The sequence below is a fragment of the Bradyrhizobium sp. sGM-13 genome (assembly GCF_018398875.1).
In the GTDB taxonomy this organism is placed as follows: domain Bacteria; phylum Pseudomonadota; class Alphaproteobacteria; order Rhizobiales; family Xanthobacteraceae; genus Bradyrhizobium.
The window spans coordinates 290,386-311,969 of sequence record NZ_JAGWDK010000002.1; the positions used below are offsets into that span (position 1 = coordinate 290,386).

Annotated in this window: 19 protein-coding genes; 6 read left to right on the top strand and 13 right to left on the bottom strand. The window is 60.9% G+C overall.

Annotated features, from left to right (window positions below):
* Positions 1-36: 36 nt before the first annotated feature.
* Together KJQ96_RS03865 and KJQ96_RS03870 are read right to left on the bottom strand one after the other, a co-directional pair.
* Complete coding sequence (locus KJQ96_RS03865) at positions 37-1,110, bottom strand: c-type cytochrome (RefSeq protein ID WP_213285376.1); 1,074 nt, start codon at positions 1,108-1,110, stop codon at positions 37-39.
* Positions 1,111-1,169: 59 nt separating this feature from the next.
* Positions 1,170-1,823, bottom strand: a complete 654-nt coding sequence (locus tag KJQ96_RS03870) for a cytochrome c oxidase assembly protein (RefSeq protein ID WP_213285377.1) — start codon at positions 1,821-1,823, stop codon at positions 1,170-1,172.
* A gap of 198 nt (positions 1,824-2,021) precedes the next feature.
* Here KJQ96_RS03870 and KJQ96_RS03875 point away from each other — a divergent pair, with 198 nt between their 5' ends.
* Together KJQ96_RS03875 and KJQ96_RS03880 are read left to right on the top strand one after the other, a co-directional pair.
* On the top strand, positions 2,022-2,444 hold the full coding sequence (locus tag KJQ96_RS03875) for a DUF6766 family protein (protein WP_249733697.1): 423 nt from the start codon (positions 2,022-2,024) through the stop codon (positions 2,442-2,444).
* Between the two features lie 183 nt (positions 2,445-2,627).
* Entirely contained in the window at positions 2,628-3,797 is a 1,170-nt protein-coding gene (locus KJQ96_RS03880; RefSeq protein ID WP_213285378.1) for a Gfo/Idh/MocA family protein, read from the top strand.
* Between the two features lie 159 nt (positions 3,798-3,956).
* On the opposite strand, the gene KJQ96_RS03885 is transcribed toward KJQ96_RS03880, so the two are convergent.
* Entirely contained in the window at positions 3,957-5,267 is a 1,311-nt protein-coding gene (locus tag KJQ96_RS03885; RefSeq protein ID WP_213285379.1) for an ABC transporter substrate-binding protein, read from the bottom strand.
* A 356-nt stretch (positions 5,268-5,623) separates the two neighbouring features.
* Between KJQ96_RS03885 and KJQ96_RS41335 the strand changes: the two genes are divergently transcribed.
* The 4 genes from KJQ96_RS41335 (at position 5,624) to KJQ96_RS03900 (ending at position 10,512) form a co-directional block, all read left to right on the top strand.
* On the top strand, positions 5,624-5,758 hold the full coding sequence (locus KJQ96_RS41335) for a hypothetical protein (protein WP_256441595.1): 135 nt from the start codon (positions 5,624-5,626) through the stop codon (positions 5,756-5,758).
* A gap of 75 nt (positions 5,759-5,833) precedes the next feature.
* Positions 5,834-6,703 carry a cytochrome c gene (locus KJQ96_RS03890; RefSeq protein ID WP_213285380.1) on the top strand — a complete coding sequence of 290 codons (870 nt, stop codon included), beginning with the start codon at positions 5,834-5,836 and terminating at the stop codon, positions 6,701-6,703.
* 1,421 nt (positions 6,704-8,124) lie between these two features.
* A complete protein-coding gene (locus KJQ96_RS03895) occupies positions 8,125-8,718 on the top strand; it encodes a ubiquinol-cytochrome c reductase iron-sulfur subunit (protein ID WP_213285381.1) in 594 nt (197 codons plus the stop codon).
* Positions 8,719-8,784: 66 nt separating this feature from the next.
* Positions 8,785-10,512 carry a methanol/ethanol family PQQ-dependent dehydrogenase gene (locus KJQ96_RS03900; protein ID WP_213285382.1) on the top strand — a complete coding sequence of 576 codons (1,728 nt, stop codon included), beginning with the start codon at positions 8,785-8,787 and terminating at the stop codon, positions 10,510-10,512.
* A 78-nt stretch (positions 10,513-10,590) separates the two neighbouring features.
* Here the strand turns inward: KJQ96_RS03900 and KJQ96_RS03905 are convergent, their stop codons facing one another.
* From KJQ96_RS03905 to KJQ96_RS03950, 10 genes are all read right to left on the bottom strand, one after another.
* The gene (locus tag KJQ96_RS03905; protein WP_213285383.1) at positions 10,591-10,854 is read right to left on the bottom strand and encodes a hypothetical protein; all 264 of its coding nucleotides are present in this window, start codon (positions 10,852-10,854) and stop codon (positions 10,591-10,593) included.
* A gap of 53 nt (positions 10,855-10,907) precedes the next feature.
* Positions 10,908-13,226, bottom strand: coding sequence for a xanthine dehydrogenase family protein molybdopterin-binding subunit (locus tag KJQ96_RS03910; protein WP_213285384.1), 2,319 nt, complete (start codon positions 13,224-13,226; stop codon positions 10,908-10,910).
* Positions 13,227-13,228: 2 nt separating this feature from the next.
* A complete protein-coding gene (locus tag KJQ96_RS03915; RefSeq protein WP_213285385.1) occupies positions 13,229-13,681 on the bottom strand; it encodes a (2Fe-2S)-binding protein in 453 nt (150 codons plus the stop codon).
* Between the two features lie 417 nt (positions 13,682-14,098).
* The gene (locus KJQ96_RS03920) at positions 14,099-15,187 is read right to left on the bottom strand and encodes a mandelate racemase/muconate lactonizing enzyme family protein (RefSeq protein WP_213285386.1); all 1,089 of its coding nucleotides are present in this window, start codon (positions 15,185-15,187) and stop codon (positions 14,099-14,101) included.
* 99 nt (positions 15,188-15,286) lie between these two features.
* On the bottom strand, positions 15,287-16,570 hold the full coding sequence (locus KJQ96_RS03925) for a cystathionine gamma-synthase family protein (RefSeq protein ID WP_213285387.1): 1,284 nt from the start codon (positions 16,568-16,570) through the stop codon (positions 15,287-15,289).
* 185 nt (positions 16,571-16,755) lie between these two features.
* Positions 16,756-17,541 (bottom strand): ABC transporter ATP-binding protein, encoded by a 786-nt coding sequence (locus KJQ96_RS03930; protein ID WP_213285388.1) that lies wholly within the window; start codon positions 17,539-17,541, stop codon positions 16,756-16,758.
* On the bottom strand, positions 17,538-18,311 hold the full coding sequence (locus KJQ96_RS03935; RefSeq protein WP_213285508.1) for an ABC transporter permease: 774 nt from the start codon (positions 18,309-18,311) through the stop codon (positions 17,538-17,540). The genes KJQ96_RS03930 and KJQ96_RS03935 overlap by 4 nt, the downstream gene beginning before the upstream one ends.
* Positions 18,312-18,399: 88 nt before the next feature.
* Positions 18,400-19,344: an ABC transporter substrate-binding protein gene (locus KJQ96_RS03940; RefSeq protein WP_213285389.1), complete on the bottom strand. Its 945-nt coding sequence runs from the start codon at positions 19,342-19,344 to the stop codon at positions 18,400-18,402.
* 103 nt (positions 19,345-19,447) lie between these two features.
* Complete coding sequence (hutC, locus tag KJQ96_RS03945; RefSeq protein WP_213285390.1) at positions 19,448-20,200, bottom strand: histidine utilization repressor; 753 nt, start codon at positions 20,198-20,200, stop codon at positions 19,448-19,450.
* Positions 20,197-21,555, bottom strand: coding sequence for a formimidoylglutamate deiminase (locus KJQ96_RS03950; protein ID WP_213285391.1), 1,359 nt, complete (start codon positions 21,553-21,555; stop codon positions 20,197-20,199). The genes hutC and KJQ96_RS03950 overlap by 4 nt, the downstream gene beginning before the upstream one ends.
* Between the last annotated feature and the right edge of the window lie 29 nt (positions 21,556-21,584).

Genomic DNA, 21,584 nt, shown 5'->3' on the forward strand with positions numbered 1-21,584 from the left:
AGGCGCCGAACAGGTACCAGCATGGTCGGGCCCGTATCATTGCTTCTCTTCTTTCGAAGTCGACGCGGTTGTTGATGCAAAATAGGCGGCAACATCGTCGATCTGTTGCTCGTTTAGAGACTGGGCGATAGGCGCCATGATCGGATCGGTTGCTGAGGAGGATGTGATTCCCTTCCGCCAATTCCGCAGCCTGTTGATGATGTAGGCAGCATGCTGTTCCGAAAGACGCGGATAGGCGTTGAGCGCTGCGGTGTTGTGACAATCCACACACGCAGGAATTTTTGCGTTCGGATCCCCCTGCGTCGCGAGTTCGCGCCCACGCTCGACGGCCGCAGCGTTTTCTAATCGGTTCGGCGCGCCCGGCCGCGCAAGTCCCGCGTAATAGCGTGCTACTCGCTCGCGTTCGCCGGGGGAGAGTCCGCTCGCCACCGGTTGCATGATGCCGCTCGCACGGCGGCCCGCGGCGAAGTCTTCCAGCGCCGCAATCAGAAACTCGGCGGGCTGGCCGTGCAGCACCGGTACCAGGTGGCTCTTGGGTCCGCGGCCGTCCGCGCCATGACAACGCGCGCAGGCGCTCATCGCCCCCGACGTATCCTCAGTGGTGGCGATCTCTCTCCCAATCTGCGGTCGAATTGATAAGCCGCCAAGCGCCAATTCGCGATAGCCCGCCGCATCAAGCGTGGGCAGTCGCCTGAGAAATGCGACTATCGCCCACACTTCGTCGTCGCGCTGCGCCGCGACCCAGGCCGGCATGCCGGTGTACTTGATGCCATGTTTGACAATCCAGAACAGCTCCCGATCGCGCCAATCCCGCACCGCCTTCGAAAGGTCGGGTGGGGAGGGCAACATGCTTTGCGCGATCGGGTCGGTCGGAACGCCTGGTGCGCCGTGGCAATAGGCGCATCCATCGTGGAAATGAGCGGCGCCGAGTGCCGAGAGATCGTCGCTGTAGGTTTGCGGGGCCTCGATGCCAAGCGCATGAGTCTTTACGGAATTACGCATTCCGAATGTAAGAATGGCGTTGGTCAGCGCGAAGTGGCCACGACTTGCCGCAACGCTGTAAAGACCGGACCATGCGAAGAGAAAGCCGCCGAGCACGATCGCGATCATGCCATAGAGAATGAAGCGGATGGTTCGTATCAGGCGTGGGCGTGAAACAAGGGGCATCGCTAGCGGCCGATGGGGAGCCTGCCGTCCGGCATGGGAGCCGCCGATATTTCCGCGCGTGTTATTAACTGCATGGTGATGATCACGGCGGCGACCAGATAGCTGAGTGGACAGGCTGTGATCATGAGCAGGCCGGCTAGATGTTGATCCTCCAGCGCGTGATGTAATGAGAAATGTCCAGGAGCGTCAGCAAGATGGCCCGCGAACCCATAGAGCGCTCTCGGTGCGAAGATGAGTAGCGCCGCAAGCAGACATATCAGTTTTCCAGTAAGCAGGAGCGCCGGAATTGTCTGCCACCGCGATGCGGCGGAAGTGGTCAGCAGGGACAACCAGAAGAAGAGTGAGGCTAGAAATAGAGCTGCGTGGAACGTCAAACCAGCGGCCGGAGACCGGAGGAGGAGGTCATGGACCGCGGGGGAATGCCATGTCCAGAGCAGAACAACCTGAAGGAAAGTCGCGGTCCAGAGCCAGGTTGGCCGGGTGCCGCCGATGTGCCGGCGAATAACGATCAGCGCGGCGATCGAGGGCGCGACGATATTCATCGACGCGATATGCAGCACCATATGGGTCGAGAAATGACCAAGATCGTAAACCAAAAGCACCGCCGTCCCAGTCAAGAGAACGGCCGTAGCGCTCGCGATGGCGGGACTGATCATCCGGACGTTCAACGGTCTGGCTTATCGCCCTCAACGGGCACCAAACATCAAGTCTAAGTTCCCAAAGATGTTCCCTTTCGCGCGGCCTCGCTTGGCACAGCAGTGCACTTAAGGGAACTTACGGAACAAAACGGCATTGAAAATGGCATTCAAGATGAGGCGTTCATGGTTCGCAGGCGCGAAGCAGGGAGCATGGATATGGCCCGGAAATCGATCTGGACGCGGTACGGATTCGCCTGGGTTACTCTGGCTTTATTTCTGATCACGCTGACCGGTCACTGGATATTCGGTTGGTATGCGTACGCGAATGAGCAGCTTGCTCTGCAACAGCCGGTTGAAATCGGCAGCTACACGATGCAGATGATGCGCGACACGCTGGAGAATTGGCAATCTGAGTTCTTGCAGTTGCTTTGGCAGGTCGCGGGCTTGGCCATTCTGTTGCACGTCGGCTCGCCGCAATCAAAGGAGGGCGACGACCGGATCGAGGCCAAGATCGACGCTATATTGCTTGCTGTGGAGCCGAAGAAAGGCGATAGCCTCCTGAAGGATATCGACGACGAGTACGAAGGGCGTCATACGGACGCCCGCTTTGTACGGATGCTGGAGCGCCGACATAGCTGAGCCCGCCGTCGAGCGGCCGCACGTTTTGGTGCATGTCGAGCTCGCATAGCGGTTTGATGTTCGTGAGCCTATCAGGTCTGCCGCGGGCCGGCTCATGTGAGCGGCATCGCTCTCGGTGAGAGTGACGTGCCCTGATTCCGTGTTGTACGATCCTGATCAACGACAACCTGGGATGTATCCGCAATGGCAAAAATCAGGATCGGTCTGGCCGGCTGCGGCTTCGTGTCCGAGCTGCACATGCATGCCTATCGGCGCGTTTATGGCGTGGATGTCGAGGTCAGGGCTGTTGCAGCGAGGGGCAGTTATGTCCTCGAGTTTGCCAATCGTCACCAGATCCCGGCGGTGTACCGCAGCTTTGGCGATCTGATCGCCGACAGCGAGATCGATGTGATCGACATCTGCACGCCGCCCAACTTGCACACTTCAATGATTGTCGATGCGATGCAGGCTGGCAAACACGTTATCTGCGAAAAGCCGTTCGCCGGCTATTTCGGTCGGGATGGTGACAAGGCGCCGATCGGCAAGCACGTGCCGAAGGCACTAATGTATGAGCGCGTGCTGGACGAGATGGCGAAGACCCGTGCGGCGATCAACAGGACCGGCAAGCTCTTCATGTATGCGGAGGACTGGATTTACGCGCCGGCGGTGACCAAGACCGCCGAGATCCTCAAGGCCACGAAAGACAAGATCCTGTTCATGAAGGGGGAGGAGAGTCACTCCGGCTCGCACGCGGTGCACGCCGCACAATGGGCGATGACCGGCGGCGGCTCGCTGATCCGGATGGGATGTCATCCGCTCTCGGCGGTGCTTTATCTCAAGCAGGTTGAGGCGAAGGCTCGCGGCGAGACGATCGGCGTTGCGAGCGTGACCTGTGACGTCGGCAATGTCACGGCTATCCTCAAACCGGAGGAGCGCACCTACATCAAAGCTAATCCGGTCGACGTCGAGGATTGGGGCACGCTCACGGTAACCTTCTCCGACGGCACCAAGGCGACGGTGTTTTCCGGCGACATGATCATGGGTGGCGTCCGCAACCTGATCGAGACCTATACCAGCGGCGGCTCGCTGTTCGCCAACATCACGCCGAACACCCACATGATGAGTTACCAGACCAGCGAGGAGAAGCTCGCCGGCGTCTATATCACCGAAAAGGTCGACCGCAAGACCGGCTGGCAATATGTCTGCCTCGAGGAGGAATGGACGCGCGGCTACACGCAGGAAATCCAGGACTTCATGGAGTGCGTCGCCAGCGGCCGGCAACCTCTCTCCGATCTGGCGCTGGCCTTCGAGACGATCAAAGTCAACTACGCCGGCTATTGGGCGGCGGAGGAGGGACGGCGCGTCACGCTGTGAGCCGCTGGCGAATGATCCGATCGTGGCGCGTCCGGCCACATGGTTCGAGACGCCGCTTGGCGGCTCCTCACCATTAGGGTCTGGGAGCTTGCGCGATGCGAGACCTCATCCTGAGGAGCGCGCAACGCGCGCGTCTCGAAGGATAAAGCCCCGAACATTCTACGCGGCGTAGACCGATGACTTCGGCAGCGGGAACACTGGATCCCGCGTCCTGATGTTGGTGGGCCAGACCACCGAGATATGCTCGCCGGCATTTTGCATCACGACCGGCGTCGAGCGCTCGTTCTGGCCGGAAAGCGGCGTGCCGGGCCGATAGAATTTCACGCCGTAGCCTTGGATAGTGCCGCCCGGCGGGATGTCCACATCAAGTGCCGCCTTGCGAACCGCTTCGGGATCGAAGCCGCCGTATTTCTCCTTGGCCGCGGGCAGCACGTTGTTGAGCAGGATCCAGGTCTGGTTGAAACCCATCGAGCAATGCGGCGGAACGTCGGTCGCGCTGGTTTTTTCCTTGTAGCGGGCGACCATGACCTTGGTCAGATCGCCGATCCCGGGCGCGAGTTTCGAGGGATCGAGCAATTGCGCCGGCACCGGATCGATGTTGCAGAAATTGTCGATGTCCGCGCCGAAGGTCGCGCGCAACTTGTCGAGCTGGCTGTAGCCTGCGCCGGCGCCGAACAGCATCTTAAATTTGAGGCCGTTCTCGCGCGCCTGTCGCAGGAACAGAGTGATATCCGGATTGTATCCGGCATGGGAAATCACGTCAGCCCTGGCGCGCTTGATCTTGGTCACCAGCACCGAGAGGTCGGGGGCGGACGCAGAATAGCCTTCCTTGAGCACGACTTGCAGGCCGGCCTCCTTCGCGTAGGCTTCGTCGGCCACGGCAACACCGACCCCGTAAGGGCCATCCTCGTGAATCAGCGCGACCTTGACGTCCTTGGGCTCCATGCCGAGCTTGGCTTTGGCGTGCTCGCTGATGAAGCTCGCAAAGGCCTGGCCATACTGGTCGGAATGAATCTGTGCGCGGAAGACGTATTGCAGGTTCTTGTCCTTGAACACGGCGGTCGAAACTGCAGTCGTGATCCAAAGAATCTTTTTCTGCTGTTCGACCTTGGCCGAGAGCGGAACCGCGTGCGAACTCGCATAGACACCGTTGATGATGTCGATCTTCTCCTGGTCGATCAGGCGATTGGCCTCATTGATCGCCACATCCGGCTTGCTCTGGGAATCGGCAGCGACAGGGACAACCTTGTACTTGCCGCCGATGCCGCCCTTTTCGTTGACGAGATCAATGGCAATCTGCGCGCCGATCGAGGAGGCGACCGACCCGCCCGCGGCAAAAGGCCCGGTCAAGTCGTAGATCAGGCCGATGCGTACCGTTTCGGCTTGTGCCTGCGCGCGGGTCCAATCGAAGCTGAATGCAGCGGCGGCCGCCGCAGAAGTCTTCAGCAGTGTTCTGCGTGAAGTCGGCATCGTCTCCTCCCACTGAATTATTATTATCGCCGGGACTGGTTCTTCCGGGTTTTCAGTCAAGTATTTGGAGAATACGGCGAGAAGTCAACCTGCGCGCACGCTCGTCATGGCGCGCTTATGGCAGTGCAAACGAGCGGTTGGGCAGGCGCGAGTGCAGGGTTCACCGACCAAGGTCTGAGGGGGAAGGGTGTAGCCGGACCGCAGAAATAGAGTTGCATCCGCGAAGGTCCACTGATCACTAACACGATGCTGGTGCGAGCGCGGCCTCGATCCAGGGACCGGTCCAGGGGAGCTCAGCGTGGTTGGCTTATTTGCCTTTGGTCTCGACCTTCCGCTTTTCGTCTTCGTTCATTTGCTTGATCATCCGATCCCGGCTGGCTTCGCCGGTGGTCTGCGTCGTCGTGGCCGGCGGGCTGTCGCTTGGAACGGAGGTTTGCCCCGGCGGTGTCATCGCCGGCCGCGTTGCGGTGGTGCTCGGCGGCAGCTTATAAATTTGAACCAAGCGTGAGGAGTTGGGAATATAGGTGCAACCCTACCATGGCAGCGCGTCGAGGGACGCTTCGGATATGCCTACAACGATAATCGCGCTCGCTGTCGCGTTAGCTTTCTCGCTGGTTGCCTTCACAACGCCAACATCGGTTTGGGCAGCCGGTCCGACATTGACGGTATCAGCCGATGGCGCCGTCCGCATCTTCGATCGGGACGCGCTGCTTGCCCGCACGGACGTCGTTGAGATAACGACATCGCGTGATGTCGCATACGGTAGTCCTCGGACGTATCGAGCCGTGGCGCTCGCGAAATTACTTGAAGGAGTTGCCATTCCGCCAGATACCGTGGTGGAAGCGGCATCGCAAGACGGCTTCGTGACGCAACTTCCCCGCGATCTGATCTACGCCAACCATGGCGCAATCGCGTATTTGGCAATCGAAATCGCCGACACGCCGTGGCCGCCTATTCCAGGTAAGGAGAAGAGCGCCGGCCCCTTCTATATCGTATGGCTCGGCGATCAAGCGTCATCCGTCCCAAGCATGAAGTGGCCCTACCAAGTTGTGAGTTTGTCGGTGCAAGAAGCGCCAGCCACGCGGTGGCCCTCGCTCGCGGTTGATCCCATGCTCCCTGCGCTTCATCCGGCGCGAGTCGGGCAAACCGTCTTTGTGAACAAATGCTTCATTTGTCATAAGATGAACCAGGCAGGATCGGCGTCGGCTGGCCCAGATCTGAATTTGCCGATGAACCCGACGGAGTACTTCACTGATGCCGGTTTGCGCGCGCTGATCCGAGATCCTCGCTCGGTTCGGGTTTGGCCCGAGCAGCGGATGCCCAGCTTTGCCAAAGAGGACCTGAGCGATGAGGAACTCGGGCTGATCTTGGCGTATTTGAGTCACATGGCGGATAGGAAGAGCCGAGCAACCGAAGGCGGAAGCGGCAAACGCTAAGTAAATCGCGAAAATCGACTACGGTTCGATGCGGACGTGGTCGCCCCGCCGACATGCGTCGTCGGCTCTTGCAGACCTGCCACGGGCCGGCTGACCGTGACTGGTTCGGTTCGCTTCAACTTGCTCAGCGTCCTTAAGCAATTGCGCCGATCATCGTGCATTCGGCGTGCCGCGGAGCAGAGGCAATAAAGGCGGTTATCCCAAATCTGTCTCCGTCGTCCCTGGAAGGCCGCAAGGAGCTTCTCCAAGGACGATGGCCCAGTGTGAGAGCCGTGTCTTTCGAGGCTCGCTACGCTCGCACCTGCAACGGAAACGGCGAAGCCGGCCTTCGTTTGCACCGTCGCGTGCTGAAACTCAGAGCTAGCGCGGAGTGCCGCTAGGCTCCGAACTCCGGTCGCCACTCGTCCCAGCGCCAGAACCGGTTGTCTGGGTGCTAGGTTGCCCGGGCGGATGCGCGGAAGCACCCGGTCTTTCCTGTTGCCCCACAAATCCGGATTCTCCGGAGTCGCGGGTCTTGACGCCTTTATCCGCTTCCTCCTGCATCTGTTTGTCAGATTGCATCTGCTGCTGGCCAGGCGTCGTCGACTGCTGCGCGAGCGCCGGCACGGCGATGACGGTTCCAAAAGCGACCGTCATGGCGAGAATTGAGCTTCGCATGAGCTTCCTCCTGTGGTTTCCCCTCCGCACAACGCGCGAGACAGCGATGGTTTCCCGGGAGAATTGTGAACATCTCGCTGAAGCGCGGCCTCAGGCTGCGCAACGAAAGCGCCCTGACGGTCGGCAACAGTCTCGCGCTCATTCTGTACCTTGCACGCCGATACGGGAGTGCGAAAGTAAAGATATCGTCGATTAGACCGTCGGCATGGCGGTTGCGGCGGGTCACCGAATTCATCGACACGCATTTGAGCTCGGCGATACGGATTGCCGAACTTGCCGATCTTGCACAGCTCTCCGAAAGGCCGCTTCCACCGCGCATTCAGTGCAATGACCGGGCGACGCCGCGGGAAGTTCATTCATGGGCGTCACGTAGCAATGGCAACGCCACTGCTGGCGAGGAGCGACCCTTCAATTGCGCAGACGGCGCTGCGCGTGGGGCAGGTCGATTTTGTAGGCTGCCTCGGAATCTGACCGGGTGGGACGAGACCAAGGTCCCGCACCCGCAGCGGCAACGCGCCAGCAAGGCGTCCCAGGACGCGGCTCTCGGGCGGACCTCGCGCAGTGCCTGAAACGAGCGTGATGCAATTTGCTGCAATTGCGTCAGACAGAATCCCAATGATCTTCATAGAAAAGGTGGAGGCCGCACGTGACAATTTGTCCGCTGCCTCTTTTTGGCCGGGTTCGGCCTTTCAGTTTGTGATATCTGAATCCACGCACGCACTACACCATCGCCCGATGGCATCAGTGCAGAAAGCGAGACGAAAATGTCATCGCCTTCAGATCAGACTCGGCGCACGATCATCCTGACCGCCCTCGCAACTGCGGTGCACGCATCGGCGCCTCGATCGGCCGCTGCCGAGGAGGACGCCCCTGGCAGCGACCTGCGACCTCAAAAAGCCGACGTCCTGGTGTTCGCCGAAGGGGATCACGCGGGTGAAGTGATCAAGCCGCAGGATCTGAAGGCGGGCGGACCGTTCGTGCGCGCCTGGCCAAAGGATCCCAAGACCTCGGTGATCCGCAAAGGCTCGCGGTTGAATGAGGTCGTGGTCATAAAGCTTGATCCGGCCGAACTTGATGACGACACGCGCGCGCGGTCGGCTGACGGCATCGTAGCGTATTCGGTTATTTGTTCCCACGCCGGGTGCCCCATCACGGCGTGGGGGAAGGAAGCGCAGGGCGACAAGGACGTCCTGAAGTGCGTTTGCCATAATTCCGAGTTCGACCCCCGGCAAAGCGCGCAAGTGGTGTTTGGACCAGCGCCGCGGCGCCTTGCAGCACTTCCCCTGGCGGTGGCCGACGGTACGCTCACCGTCGTTGGAACATTCATTGGAAAGGTAGGAGCACAGCAAGGAGGGTGACGGCCGCCCGCATCAGATGCCGCACCACTAAAAAAGATGAAGAAAACAAACAGGGAGGTAGCGTCTATGACCATGAAGCAATGGCTATTATCGAGCTTTGTCGCGTCCACGTGCCTGTTTTCAATCACTGCCATCGCCGGCCCGATTGAGAAATACACTCCAGTGACAGCCGACCGCCTGAAGAACCCGGAACCCGGCAATTGGATGCTCTATCGCCGAACCTATGACGGACAGGGATACAGCCCGCTCGACCAGATCAACACCTCGAACGTGAAAGATCTGGTACCGGTGTGGACCTTCTCGACCGGCGTGATTGAGGGGCACGAGGCTCCGCCGATCGTAAACAATGGCGTGATGTTCGTTGCGACCCCACAGGGCCAGGTGATCGCCCTCAACGCCAAGACAGGCGATGAGTACTGGCGTTACAAACGCCAGCTCCCCGACGATCTCTTCCAATTGCACCCGACCAACCGCGGGGTGGGATTGTGGCAAGACAAGCTGTACCTGGCTACAACGGATGACCATGTGGTCGCGCTCGATGCCAAAACCGGCAAAGTCCTGTGGGATACCAAAGTCCAGGACTACAAGAAGGGTCAGTACCTGACCCTGATGCCATTGATTGTCGACGGAAAGGTTATCGTCGGTGCCGCCGGCGGTGAATTCGGCGTGCGGGGCTATGTCGTCGCGTATGATGCCAATAACGGTAAAGAATTGTGGCGGACCTTCACCATTCCCGGCCCAGGTGAACCGGGCCACGAGACCTGGAGCGGCGACGACTGGAAAACGGGTGGCGGCTCTGCGTGGATGACGGGCAACTACGATCCAGACACCAGGACCATTTACTGGGGCACCGGCAACGCCGCACCGTGGCCGGGAGATACTCACCCGGGCGACAATCTTTATACAACCTCGGTGCTAGCGCTCGACCCGGATAGCGGCAAAATCAAAACCTATTTCCAGTACCATCAGAACGATTCCTGGGATTGGGACGAGGTGGATGCGCCAATGCTGATCGACCTGCACAGGGATGGTCGCATCTTCAAGAGCCTCATCCACCCGGGGCGCAACGCGATCTTCTGGGTACTCGAGCGCAAGCCGGACAGCATCAAGTATGTAGCCGGCTGGCCTTATGTCTATACCGACGTCTGGAAGGGTATTGAGCCCGAGACCGGCAAGCCGATCGTCGATCCGGCTCACAAACCAGTTATGGGCAAGCGGGTTGAGTTCTGTCCGTCGTTATGGGGCGGCAAGGACTGGCCGTCGGCGGCCTATAGTCCGAAGACCCGCTTGGTCTACATTCCCGCCAACGAGAATTTCTGTGGCGGCTTTACCGGCGAGAAGGTGCCGTTGGTTCCCGGTCAGCTTTGGCTCGGGACCAAGCCCGAAGATATCGGACTGAAGGTTCGCGCCGGCGCTACTCATTTTGGTGAACTGCAGGCGTGGGATCCGGCCACGGGAAAGAAGGTCTGGCAGCATCTTTTCCCCAGATCGCACCTGTTTGGTTCGGTGACGGCGACCGCGGGCGACCTGATCTTTGTCGGAGGTACCAACGACCGGATGTTCCGCGCCTTTCATGCCAAGACAGGCGAACTGCTTTGGGAGCAGAAGACCAATTCCGGCATCATGGGCATGCCGGTCGCGTATGAAGTGGACGGGACACAGTACATTGCCGTTCAGTCCGGGTGGGGTGTAGACGCCCAGCGCATCCAGGATGCCCTGACGACCAACAACATCGGCATTGAGAACAACGTGCCGCAGGGCGGCGTCGTCTGGGTGTTTGCCCTAAAGAAGTAACTGGCGGTAATTGCGCGAGACGGCAACGGAAGAAAAAAGCGGCGGACGAAAGTCCGCCGCTTTCAGTTTGGCTTGTTTTTATTTGCCCTTGGTCTCGACCTTCCGTTTTTCGTCTTCGTTCATTTGCTTGATCGTCGGATCCCGGCTGGCCTCGCCGGTGGTCTGAGTTGTCGTGGCCGGCGGGCTTTCGTTTGGCATGGAGGTTTGCCCCGGCGGTGTCGTTGCCGGCCGAGTTGCGGTCGCGGGCGGCGGCGACGTGGTTTGAGCGGTCGCCGCCTGTGCAGTCAACAAGAGCACGCTCGACAGCAACGACACCGCGAGCGCGGTTGGGTTCGGTTTCATCGATCTAGCTCCTCTTAGATCAACGAAAACGGCCCGTGCGGCCTAACGTTCCTTTACGCCTCCAATTGCTTGCCGATCGGCAGTGCGCGGATGCGCTTGCCGGTCGCGGCGAAGATCGCGTTGATCAGCGCCGGCGCAACGGGCGGCACCCCCGGCTCACCGACGCCGCTGGGCGGGGTGTCGGGTCCGGGAGGCACGATATAGACGTTGGTCACGCCAGGGGCTTCGTCGATCCGGAGCACCGGGAAATCGTCGAAATTGCCCTGTTGTACCTTGCCGTCCTTGAAAGTGATCTCGCCAGTTTTGGCGAAGCTCATGCCCATGATCACAGCGCCTTCCATCTGCGCCTGGATCCGTTCGGGATTGACGTAGGTTCCGCAATCGATCGCGGTATCCACGCGGGGCACGGTGAGCTTGCCCTTATCGTCGATGGCTACCTCGACAATGGTCGCGATATAGCTGACGAAGCTGCGGTGCACGGCAATGCCGAGCCCGTGGCCCTTGGGTACGGACCGTCCCCAGCCGCCCTTGTCCGCGACGAACTCGACCACCTTGCGAAGACGCGCGGTATCGATCGGATAGCTGTCATAGGGCTCGCCGTAGTTCCAGAGGTCTTTCACGGAATCGAGCTTAACGATACGCGGAGAGCCGATCAGCTCCAGCAGCATGTCCTTTTGATCTCGTTTGGTGGCATGGGCGATTTCAGCGACCATGGACTGCACCGCAAACGCGCGGGGAATGTTCGACACTGAGCGGAACCAGCCGATGCGGGTATGCGCGGCCGCTTCCGGATTTTCGCACTGGACGTTGGCGATCTCGAAGGGCATGTCGACCAGCCCCATGCCGAGTTCGAACGGCGCCTGATGCAGCGCACCGGCGGCAAATGTCGAGGCGATGCTCGGTGCGACGCTGCGATGCCGCCAGGCGGTCACTTTGCCGCTCTTGTCGAGGCCGGCTTCGATACGCTCGACCGAGACGGTGTGCAGGAAACCGTTGCGAATGTCGTCTTCCCGCGTCCATTGCACCTTGACCGGCGCGCCAACCTCCTTGGAAAGCAGGGCGGCTTCGAGGGCGAAATCGCATTTCGACTTGCGACCGAATCCGCCGCCGAGCAGCGTGACATTGACGGTGACGTTCTCCTGGGGAATGCCAAGCGTTTTGGCGACGTCTTCGCGCGTTCCGCCCGCGCTTTGCACCGGCGCCCAGATCTCGGCCCTGTCGCCCTTGACGTCCGCGACCGCGACCGGCGGCTCCATGGCGACGTGGGCATGATGCGGCAGGTAGTACTCACCCACGATCACCTTGTCGGCGCTCTTCAAGGCGGCGTCCACGTCGCCTTCCTTGCGCACGACTAGGCCGGGCTTGCGCGCCGCTCCCTCGAGTTGAGCCCGGTAGGCGAGCGATTCGTATTTGCCGTTTGCCCCGTCATCCCAGACGATCTTCAACGCGTCACGTCCCTTGATGGCCGCGCCGGTGTTGCGCGCGATTACGGCGACCCCGCCGAGCGGCTGGAATTTTGAGGGCCACGGCCAGCCCTTGACCTCCATAACCTTCTCGACGCCGGAAACTTTCATCGCATCCGCCCCCTCGAACGACACGACTTTGCCGCCGGTCACCGGCGGGCGGGCAATGACGGCATATTTCATGCCGGGCAGGCGGACGTCGGCGCCGTATCGCGCGGTGCCCACCGTGATGTCGCGAAGGTCGACGATGCCGATCGCGCCCTTGCCGAGATAGCGGAAGTCCTTCGGATCTTTCAGCTTCAGGCCTTCGACACTCGGCACCGACCCCTTAGCGGCATCGGCCGCCAAGTCTCCGAAGCCAATGCGGCGTCCGCTTGCACTATGGACGACCTCGTGATTGACGGCCTTCACCTCGGTTGCCGGCACGCCCCAGCGTTTCGCCGCGGCTGTTTCGAGCATCGTGCGGGCCGAGGCGCCGATCTGACGCATCGGCATCAGGTAGTGCCGCGTGCTGCGCGATCCGTCGGTATCCTGGTTGCCGAACTTGACCTCATCGCCAGGTGCCTGCTGGACGCGAACGCGCGACCAGTCGGCTTCCATTTCTTCGGCGACGATCATCGGCAGGCTGGTGCGGACACCCGTTCCCATCTCGGCGCGATGTGCGACGATCGTCACTGTTCCGTCGGATGCAACAGAAACGAAGACGCGCGGGTCCACCACGACACCGTGCGGCATCTTGTCCGCGCCGGTCTGGTACGCGGCAAAGCCTGGGCGTGACATCACAGGCGCGGCGAGTACAAAGCCGCCGGCCAGCCCGAGGCCCTTGAGGATACTGCGACGCGAGACGTTATCGACCTTGATATGGCGTTCAAAACCACGGAGCTTTTTGGGATTGGTGAGGATATTCATGATCACACCCCCGTCGATGCGAGACGCACGGCGTTTTCGATGCGTTGGTAAGTGCCGCAACGGCAGATATTGCCTGCCATCCCTTCGCGTATTTGGTCGTGCGTGGGTTTCGGATTTTCCATCAGCAGTGCGGCCGCCTGCATGATCTGACCGGCCTGGCAAAAGCCGCATTGCGGAACATTAACCTGACGCCAGGCCTTCTGGACGGCGTGATCCCCGGTGGGATGAAGGCCTTCGATGGTGGTGACTTCCCGGCCGACCACGTCGGAAACCGAGGTGATGCAGGCGCGAACGGCCTGCTTGTCGACAATGACGGTGCAGGCGCCGCAAAGCGCCTGGCCGCAGCCATATTTCGTGCCCGTCAAGCCGGCCTCATCGCGGAGAAACCAGAGTAATGGAAGGTCCGGGTCGCCGTCCCAGCTATGCTCTTGGCTATTGATCTTCACCTTGATCATGATCGTTCCTCGCTCTTCATAAGCTGCTGATGTTTCTTCGGCGTGAGCGAGAACATATTTCCTAACCGCTCAACGCCGTTGCTTTACGAGTTTGATCGCGTGGCCGGAGAGCCGGCCTTGCTTGGCAACCGCTGGCTGAATTGTACGATTTGCTTTGAATTTTGGTGGGCCATCCTCCTGCCTAAACATTCGTCGGGTTTACAGGACAGCGCGGCGAGACGGGCGCCGTGAGGACGCTATCAGAAAGCACGCCGGATCGAATTCACAACGTGTTGTCTTTGCACTCTATTTGGACGAAAGCTGGGCTGCCGCTCACGGACTGCCAACCTTTCCCGGCGGCCGTCATACAAACCCGCTTTGCGAGGATTCGCGGCGGACCGGTGCGATCAGCACTGCGTCGCCCGCCAGGCTCTCCCGCTAGCTTGCGAGCTGCGCCAACCCTTTCCAGTCGAATGCGATTCCATGGCCGGGCCGCTTCGGCGCCAATGCCATGCCTTCCTGGAGGACAAGCGGGTGCTCGATGTAACTATCGAGCCCAAATCCGTGCGCTTCGAGATAGGAGCGGTTCGGACATGCCGCGAGCAAATGCACGGTAACGTCATGTGCGCCGTGGCTGGTCACCGGTAGATTGAACGCTTCCGCCAGCCGCGCGATCTTCATGAAAGCTGTAACCCCGCCGCAATTAGTGACGTCGGGCTCCGGATAGGACACCGCGCCGGCCGCGATATAGTTCTTGAACTCCCAGAGCGTGCGCAGGTTTTCGCCGGCCGCGATCGGGACGCCGCCGGCAGCCATGATGCGGGCGTGACCGGCAATATCGTCGGGAATGATCGGCTCTTCAAGCCAGGTGAGATCGTATGCTTGCAGCGCGCGTGCCGCGCGAATGGCTTCCTCGACCGTCCATTTCATGTTGGCATCCGCCATCAGGGGAAAGCCGTTGCCAAGATGTTGGCGCATCGCCTGAACGCGCGCGACGTCGGATGCAAGATCGGGGCGGCCCACCTTCATCTTGATGGCGCGAAAGCCCTTGGCGAGATTATCGTCGGTTTGCTTCAAAAGCCCCTCGATGGACAAATCGAGGTCGATGCCGCCGGCGTAGCAGGGCACGCGGGCGTCGAAGCCGCCTAACATACGAAACAGCGGCAGATTGGCGCGGCGCGCCTTCAGGTCCCACAGGGCTATGTCGAGCGCCGAGAGCGCAAGCACCGGCGGTCCGCCGCGCCCGCCGTAATGCAAGTTCCACCAGACGTGATGCCAGATGGCTTCGGTGTCATCGGCTTCGCGGCCCTCGATCAGTTCGGGAATCTCCCGCCGGAGGATGTCGGCAATCGCGCCGCCATTGCGGCCGACGGTGTATGTATAGCCGACACCTTCGGCCCCGTCGGAATCGTGAACACGGCATGTCACCAGTTCGAAGGCTTTGAGTTCGCCGTGCGTGCTGTCGGAGAGGGTAACGGGCAGGGGGATCCGGTAGAGTCCGGCCTCGGTTGTCTTGATGAGCGCCATTGTTTCCACCCGGTCTTTTCATTGCACGCTAATTCGATCTTGTCGGCAGAGCAATTGCTTGCTGCGGCTCTCAGGCGGGAACCGCTTCCCGACGTGCGGCTAGGTCGCGTTCAAGGCCTGCGCGATATCAGCGATCAGATCGGATGGGTGCTCGATGCCGATCGACAGCCGGATCGTGCAATCGAGAACGCCTATTTTTTGGCGGATGTCAGCCGGAACGCCGGAGTGGGTCATGCTTGCGGGCAGGCTCGCAAGCGACTCGGTGCCGCCAAGGCTCACGGCCAGCTTGAAGATCTGCAGCGCGTTCAGGAATTTGAATGCGGCAGCTTGGCCGCCGATGATGTCGAACGAGAATGTGGAGCCTGCACCGGTGCATTGCCTCGCAAACAGGCGGCCGGCGGGAGATGCCTCATCGTGGTGACCGAGGTAGTGGACCTTTGCCACTTTTGGGTGGTCGCGCAGATAATCTGCGACGAGGCGCGCGTTTGCATCAGCTTTCTCCATGCGGATGCCCAGTGTTTCGAGCGACCGGCTGATCATCCAGCAGGAATGAGGGTCCAGTTGGGTGCCAATCGCGCCGCGCAACGCTTTGACGTCTTTCATGAGCGCCTTTGAGCCAAGCGCAGCGCCTGCGATCAAATCGGAATGACCGCCGATATATTTGGTCAGCGAGTACAGCGAAAGATCTGCGCCGTGTTCGATCGGTCGCTGAAACACCGGTCCGAGCAACGTATTATCGCATGCAATGATCGGCGTACTCCCCTGGGTTTGGCCGATCATCTCGGCGATCCGGCGGACCATCGCTATGTCGACCAGGCCATTGGTCGGATTGGCCGGCGTCTCAATGAAAATCATCGCAAGCCGGCCTTTGCGCATGGCGTCACCCGCTGCCGCTCTGACCGCCGCTTCGTCAATGCCGTCGGAGAAGCCCACCGCGCCGATGGAGAGGTTCGCAAGCGTCTTCGCAAACAGGGTTTCCGTCCCGCCATACAGCGGCTGAGAGTGTAGAATGACGTCGCCAGGGCGGACGAAGGCGAGGATTGTGGTCGAAATCGCGGCCATGCCCGAAGAGAACAGCGCGCAATTCTCGGTGCGCTCGTACACTGACAACCTGTCCTCAACGATCTCGCTGTTAGGGTGATTGAACCGCGAGTAAACCAGACCCGCGCCCATCCCCTCGGGCGGCTCGCGCCGGCCCGCAACGTAATCGAAGAAATCCTGTCCGTCTTCGGCGGTCCTGAAGACGAAGGTCGAGGTCAGGAAGACCGGTGGTTTGACGGCTCCTTCCGACAGTTGCGGATCGTAGCCGTAGTTCAGCATCAGCGTTTCCGGATGCAGCATATGGTTGCCGATGTGGGTTTTCGACGGAAACGGTTTCACCATGGGCTGTCCCCCTGTCGGGATGCGGAACGTCGCACTGCGTTGGTGGTACGCATCGCGAGGCGATCAGGAGTGATGGATGCGATCGCATCCAACGACTCCAGTTGAGGTTGTTAAGCTGGGATCAGCGTAGCAAAATTCTGGACTGATTTCACCGCATCCGGGGCGGATTTCGCTGTGCTCGATCGTCAGGCATGAACCGCAACCTTCAACGCCTCGGCGCGGATCTCTTCGACGAGCCGTTCCTTTAGGCTGACGAATTCGGGCGTGGTCTTGATCTTGTAGGATCGCGGGTGCGGTAGATCGACCGCGATCTCGGCCTTGATACGGCCCGGACGAGCGCTCATGACGATCACGCGGCTGCCGAGAAAGATCGCTTCCTCGATATCATGGGTGACGAACAGCACGGTTTTCTGCTCTCGCTCCCAGATGCCGAGCAGCATTTCCTGCATCAGCACGCGGGTTTGATTATCGAGCGCGCCGAACGGCTCGTCGAGCAACAGGATTTTTGGATCGTTGGCCAGCGCCCGCGCGATCGCCGTCCGTTGCTGCATGCCGCCGGAGAGTTGCTTCGGCCAATGATTCTCAAAGCCCGACAGGCCGACCCGTTGGATGAAGCCGTCGGCGATCTTGCCGCGATCAGCTTCGGAAATCCCGCGCTCGCGCAGGCCAAACGCGATGTTTTCGCGCACGGTCAGCCATGGAAACAGCGTGTAGGACTGAAACACCATGCCACGATCGGCGCCAGGGCCAGTCACCTCTTGCCCATCAAGAATGACGCGGCCGCTGGTCGGCCGGTCAAGCCCTGCGACGATGCGCAGCAACGTCGATTTTCCGCAGCCTGACGGGCCGAGGATGGTGACGAAGTCATTATTGCGGACGTTGAGGTCGATCGGCTCCAGCGCGCGTGTCGGCGCATGCCCCTGGCGCGCGGGGAAGGTGCGGGCGACCTGATCGATTTTCAGCTCGGTCATGCCAGTTTCCACGGAAACAGCCAGGCGTTGAAGGCCTTGAACAGGAAGTCCGACACCAGCCCGATCAGACCGATGACGATGATGCCGAAGATAATCTGGCCGGTGTTGAGCAGGGCCTGGCTGTCCGTGATCATATGGCCGATGCCCGACGACGAGCCGATCAACTCGGCTACGATGACGTAGGTCCACGCCCAGCCGAGCACGAGCCGAAGGATCTCCGCGACCTCGGGTGCAGAGGAGGGCAGCAGCACACGGTTGATGATGCCGCGGTCACTGGCGCCTAGCGTGTAGGCGGCTTCAACGAGGTCGCGCCTGGTATTTCCGACTGTCACGGTGACCATCAGGATGATCTGGAAGACCGAACCGATGAAAATGACCAGGAGCTTCTGCAGTTCGCCGATGCCCGCCCACAGGATCAGCAGCGGGATAAAGGCCGAGGCGGGCAGGTAACGTGCGAACGAGACGAACGGCTCCAGGAAAGCTTCGATCGGCTTGTAGGCCCCCATCAGAACGCCGAGCGGCACTGCGACGATGGCCGCCAGCACAAAGCCGCCGACGACACGCCAGATCGTCATGCCGATGTCAAACAGGAAGCCGTGCTTTGTCAGCAGCTCCCAACCTTCCTGGAGCATCGTCAGCGGGTTGGCGAGAAACGTCTTGGAGACGTAGCCGCCGAAGGTCGCCCAAGCCCACACGGCAACGAAAAGCACGAAGAACGCCAGGCCATAGGCCGCGCGCTGCCTCGATGTCACGGGATCCAGGGGACGTATCACAGGCATATCCTAAAAGGCTGTGCGGTGATCGCCGGCGTCCCGCTCTCGTGACCGAAAGCGGGACTGGCGCGGCCCACGCACAAAACTACTTGATGAAGCTCGCGTCGTAGAGGTCGTCGATCTTCGGAACCGATTTGATGATGCCGATCTCGAGCAACAGGTCTGCAGCTTCCTTGTTGAACGTCAGGAATTCGCCCGCGAAGAATTTCTGGTTCGCGGCTTTGTCCTGCCAGCGCAGGAATTTGGCCGAGTTGCCGAATTGCTCGCCGGACTGTTTTACGTCGGCACCCATGATCTCATACGACTTGGCCTGATCCTTTTCGATCAAGGCGATCGCCTCGAAATAGCTGTCAGCCAGCGCCTTGGCGGCTTTCGGGTTTTCAGTCAAGAATTTCGGCGTGCAGCCGAACGTGTCCATCACCATCGGATAGTCGAGTGTGGTGGCGATGATCTTGCCCTTGTCGGGTGCTGCGCGCACCGTCGAGAGGTAAGGCTCATAGGTCATGGCCGCATCGTTCTGGCCCGAGACGAATGCCTGCGCTGCCGCTGCCGGCTCCAGATTCACGATCGTTACATCCTTGACCGAAAGCCCGTTCTTCTTGAGCATCCAAGCCAGCGCAAAGTAGGGCGAGGTGCCGGGTGCCGACGCGGCAACCGTCTTACCTTTCAGATCCTTGATCGAGGCGATATCGTTTCGCACGGCCATGCCATCGGCGCCGTAGCTCTTGTCGAGCTGGAAGATCTGCTTGGTGGCGACGCCATTGGCATTCCAGGATATCCAGGTCTCGACAGTGGTCGCCGCGCATTGGATGTCACCCGACGCGATTGCGAGATGGCGGTCTTTCTGCGGAATCTTCTTGATCGTCACATCGAGGCCGTTCTTCTTGAAGATGCCCGCCTGATTGGCGAGCGTGAGCGGTGCGAAACCGGTCCATCCGGAAATGCCGATGCCGACCTTGACGTCCTGGGCGGCGGCCGGTGCGGCCACCAGGAGAGCGGCTGTTGCCGCGAAAATTCCAAAACTACGCATGGCTGTATCCCTTTTGCTGGTTCATCGACTGGTTTTCAGACTGGTTGCGGCGAAGCTGTTACCAAAACTGCTGCATAGCTTGTGCCAGATATCGCGCGCATTGCTATCCCTCCAAGCCGCCTTTGAAGCGAGCAATCAGTTTATGGGACTCGCCCGGATAGAGCAGGCGCACGGCCGTGAGCGGCCGGGCGCTGCGCCAGGTGTGCCGGTCGATCACCAGGCAGGGGGCGCCGATCGCGATATCCAGCGCCGCCGCGGCCTGTTCGTCAGCCACGATGGCACTGATCGAATGCTCGGCTTCCGTCCATGGCACATGGTGCAGCAGCCACGAGCCGGGCGGCTCCGTCGCAAAATCCGCCGCAGCCGCTTCGGGCACGGCGTCGAGATCGATCAGCCTGTCCTCGATGGCGAATGGCACGCCGTCGGCGCTGTGACGGCATGCAATCGCGATCACCTTTCCGGTTTTGCCTGCGCCTAGGCGGGCGCGGTCGGTGGCGTTTGCAGTGCGCCGCGAGCACTGGATCAACTCGTAGCCGTAACTGCGGCCGAGCGCGTTTATCTCCGCGCGGATATCGGCGATCTTGAGCACCGCCGACAGAAATGTGGGACGCCGGACAAAGCTGCCGGCCTTGCGCCGCCGCTCGATGAGATCGGCTTGCGCAAGTTCCGACAGCGCCTTGCTCACTGTCATGCGCGAGCAGCCATAGCGCAACATCAGCTCGTGCTCGAACGGGATGCGGTGACCGGGCGGCCATTCTCCGGTGAGGATGCGGCGCTCGATGTCGATCCGGATCCGCTTGTACAGCGTCGGCTTGTCGGCCGATTGGAGTTTGCCGCGATCAGTGGCGAGGCTCATGCCACGAGCCTCCGCACCGCTGCGTTGAACGTCTCACGCGCGCTCTTGCGGAGCCGGTGACATCCATGCGCGACGACTTTGGCGCCGCCAGCCCAGACCGTGTCGACGGCACCTGCGCCCGCTGCAAAAATCCAGCCGTCGAGGACGGCATCCCCCCGACGCCCGGCGAGCGAGGGATGGGTGGTGTCGAGAGACACGATGTCGGCGCGTGCACCGGCCTGGAGGCCGGGAGCTGGCTGTGCGAGCGCCCGGGCGCCGCCGGTGAGTGCAGCGTCGAACAGTGCACGGCCGGTCGACAGGCCGGGACCGCCGGACAGCACATTGCGCTCATGGTGTTTCAAGCGCTGGCCATATTCGAGCTGACGCAGTTCGTCGGTGACGCCCACCAGCACGTTGGAGTCCGTCCCGATGCCGAACCGCCCGCCGGCATCGAGGAATTCTCGGGCCGGAAGAATGCCGTCGCCAAGACTGGCTTCCGTAATCGGGCAGAGTCCGGCGACCGCGCCGCTTCTTGCCAGTGCGGTGGTTTCCGCTTCGGTCATATGGGTCGCATGGACCAGGCACCAGCGCTGATCGACGGGCGCATGTTCGAGCAGCCACTCAACCGGCCGCCGGCCCGACCAGGCGATGCATTCCTCGACTTCCCTGGCCTGTTCGGCGGCATGGATATGCATCGGCCCGGCTTCGGCCAATGGCGCGATGGCCGCTAATTCGTCAGGCGTCACGGCGCGCAGGCTGTGCGGGGCGATGCCGATATTGGCTCCGGGCAGCGTGCGGACGGCTGTCCGTGTGGCGTCAGTTAGTTTAGCAAACTGATCGACCGAGCAGATGAACCGGCGCTGGCTGGCATGTGGTGCCGCTCCGCCGAACGAGCCGTGTGCATAGAAACTCGGCAGCAGCGTCAGCCCGATGCCGGAGATTTCGGCGGCCCGCGCAATTCGCGTCGCCATCTCCGCGGGGTTGGCGTAGGGCGCGCCGTCGTGGTCGTGATGGAGATAGTGGAATTCGCCGACGCGCGTATAGCCTTGCTCGAGCATCTCGACATAGAGCAGCGTGGCGACGGCTTCGGTGTCTTCCGGCGTCATTTCGAGCGCGAAGCGATACATCGTCTCGCGCCATGTCCAGAACGTATCCGCGGAATTGCCGCGCGTTTCGGCGAGCCCCGCCATGCCACGCTGGAACGCATGGCTATGCAGGCTCGCTATGCCCGGAATCGCCAGCTTGTAGCGTTCGTCCTGCGGTCCCGGCGCCACGCCGGCCGTAACCTTGGTGATGGTCTGATCTCTCACCACCACCTGCACGTCATCAGCCCACCCCGAGGGGAGCAGCGCTGATGCGAAATGCAGTGTCGACATGTTTCGAAACCGGCTGGACAGAACACCAA

Excerpts from the sequence above, each read along its gene's own strand:
- KJQ96_RS03865 (WP_213285376.1), bottom strand. The coding sequence starts at position 1,110 with ATGATCGCGATCGTGCTCGGCGGCTTTCTCTTCGCATGGTCCGGTCTT.
- KJQ96_RS03870 (WP_213285377.1), bottom strand. The coding sequence starts at position 1,823 with ATGATCAGTCCCGCCATCGCGAGCGCTACGGCCGTTCTCTTGACTGGG.
- KJQ96_RS03875 (WP_249733697.1), top strand. The coding sequence starts at position 2,022 with ATGGCCCGGAAATCGATCTGGACGCGGTACGGATTCGCCTGGGTTACT.
- KJQ96_RS03880 (WP_213285378.1), top strand. The coding sequence starts at position 2,628 with ATGGCAAAAATCAGGATCGGTCTGGCCGGCTGCGGCTTCGTGTCCGAG.
- KJQ96_RS03885 (WP_213285379.1), bottom strand. The coding sequence starts at position 5,267 with ATGCCGACTTCACGCAGAACACTGCTGAAGACTTCTGCGGCGGCCGCC.
- KJQ96_RS03890 (WP_213285380.1), top strand. The coding sequence starts at position 5,834 with ATGCCTACAACGATAATCGCGCTCGCTGTCGCGTTAGCTTTCTCGCTG.
- KJQ96_RS03895 (WP_213285381.1), top strand. The coding sequence starts at position 8,125 with ATGTCATCGCCTTCAGATCAGACTCGGCGCACGATCATCCTGACCGCC.
- KJQ96_RS03900 (WP_213285382.1), top strand. The coding sequence starts at position 8,785 with ATGACCATGAAGCAATGGCTATTATCGAGCTTTGTCGCGTCCACGTGC.
- KJQ96_RS03905 (WP_213285383.1), bottom strand. The coding sequence starts at position 10,854 with ATGAAACCGAACCCAACCGCGCTCGCGGTGTCGTTGCTGTCGAGCGTG.
- KJQ96_RS03910 (WP_213285384.1), bottom strand. The coding sequence starts at position 13,226 with ATGAATATCCTCACCAATCCCAAAAAGCTCCGTGGTTTTGAACGCCAT.
- KJQ96_RS03915 (WP_213285385.1), bottom strand. The coding sequence starts at position 13,681 with ATGATCAAGGTGAAGATCAATAGCCAAGAGCATAGCTGGGACGGCGAC.
- KJQ96_RS03920 (WP_213285386.1), bottom strand. The coding sequence starts at position 15,187 with ATGGCGCTCATCAAGACAACCGAGGCCGGACTCTACCGGATCCCCCTG.
- KJQ96_RS03925 (WP_213285387.1), bottom strand. The coding sequence starts at position 16,570 with ATGGTGAAACCGTTTCCGTCGAAAACCCACATCGGCAACCATATGCTG.
- KJQ96_RS03930 (WP_213285388.1), bottom strand. The coding sequence starts at position 17,541 with ATGACCGAGCTGAAAATCGATCAGGTCGCCCGCACCTTCCCCGCGCGC.
- KJQ96_RS03940 (WP_213285389.1), bottom strand. The coding sequence starts at position 19,344 with ATGCGTAGTTTTGGAATTTTCGCGGCAACAGCCGCTCTCCTGGTGGCC.
- hutC (WP_213285390.1), bottom strand. The coding sequence starts at position 20,200 with ATGAGCCTCGCCACTGATCGCGGCAAACTCCAATCGGCCGACAAGCCG.
- KJQ96_RS03950 (WP_213285391.1), bottom strand. The coding sequence starts at position 21,555 with ATGTCGACACTGCATTTCGCATCAGCGCTGCTCCCCTCGGGGTGGGCT.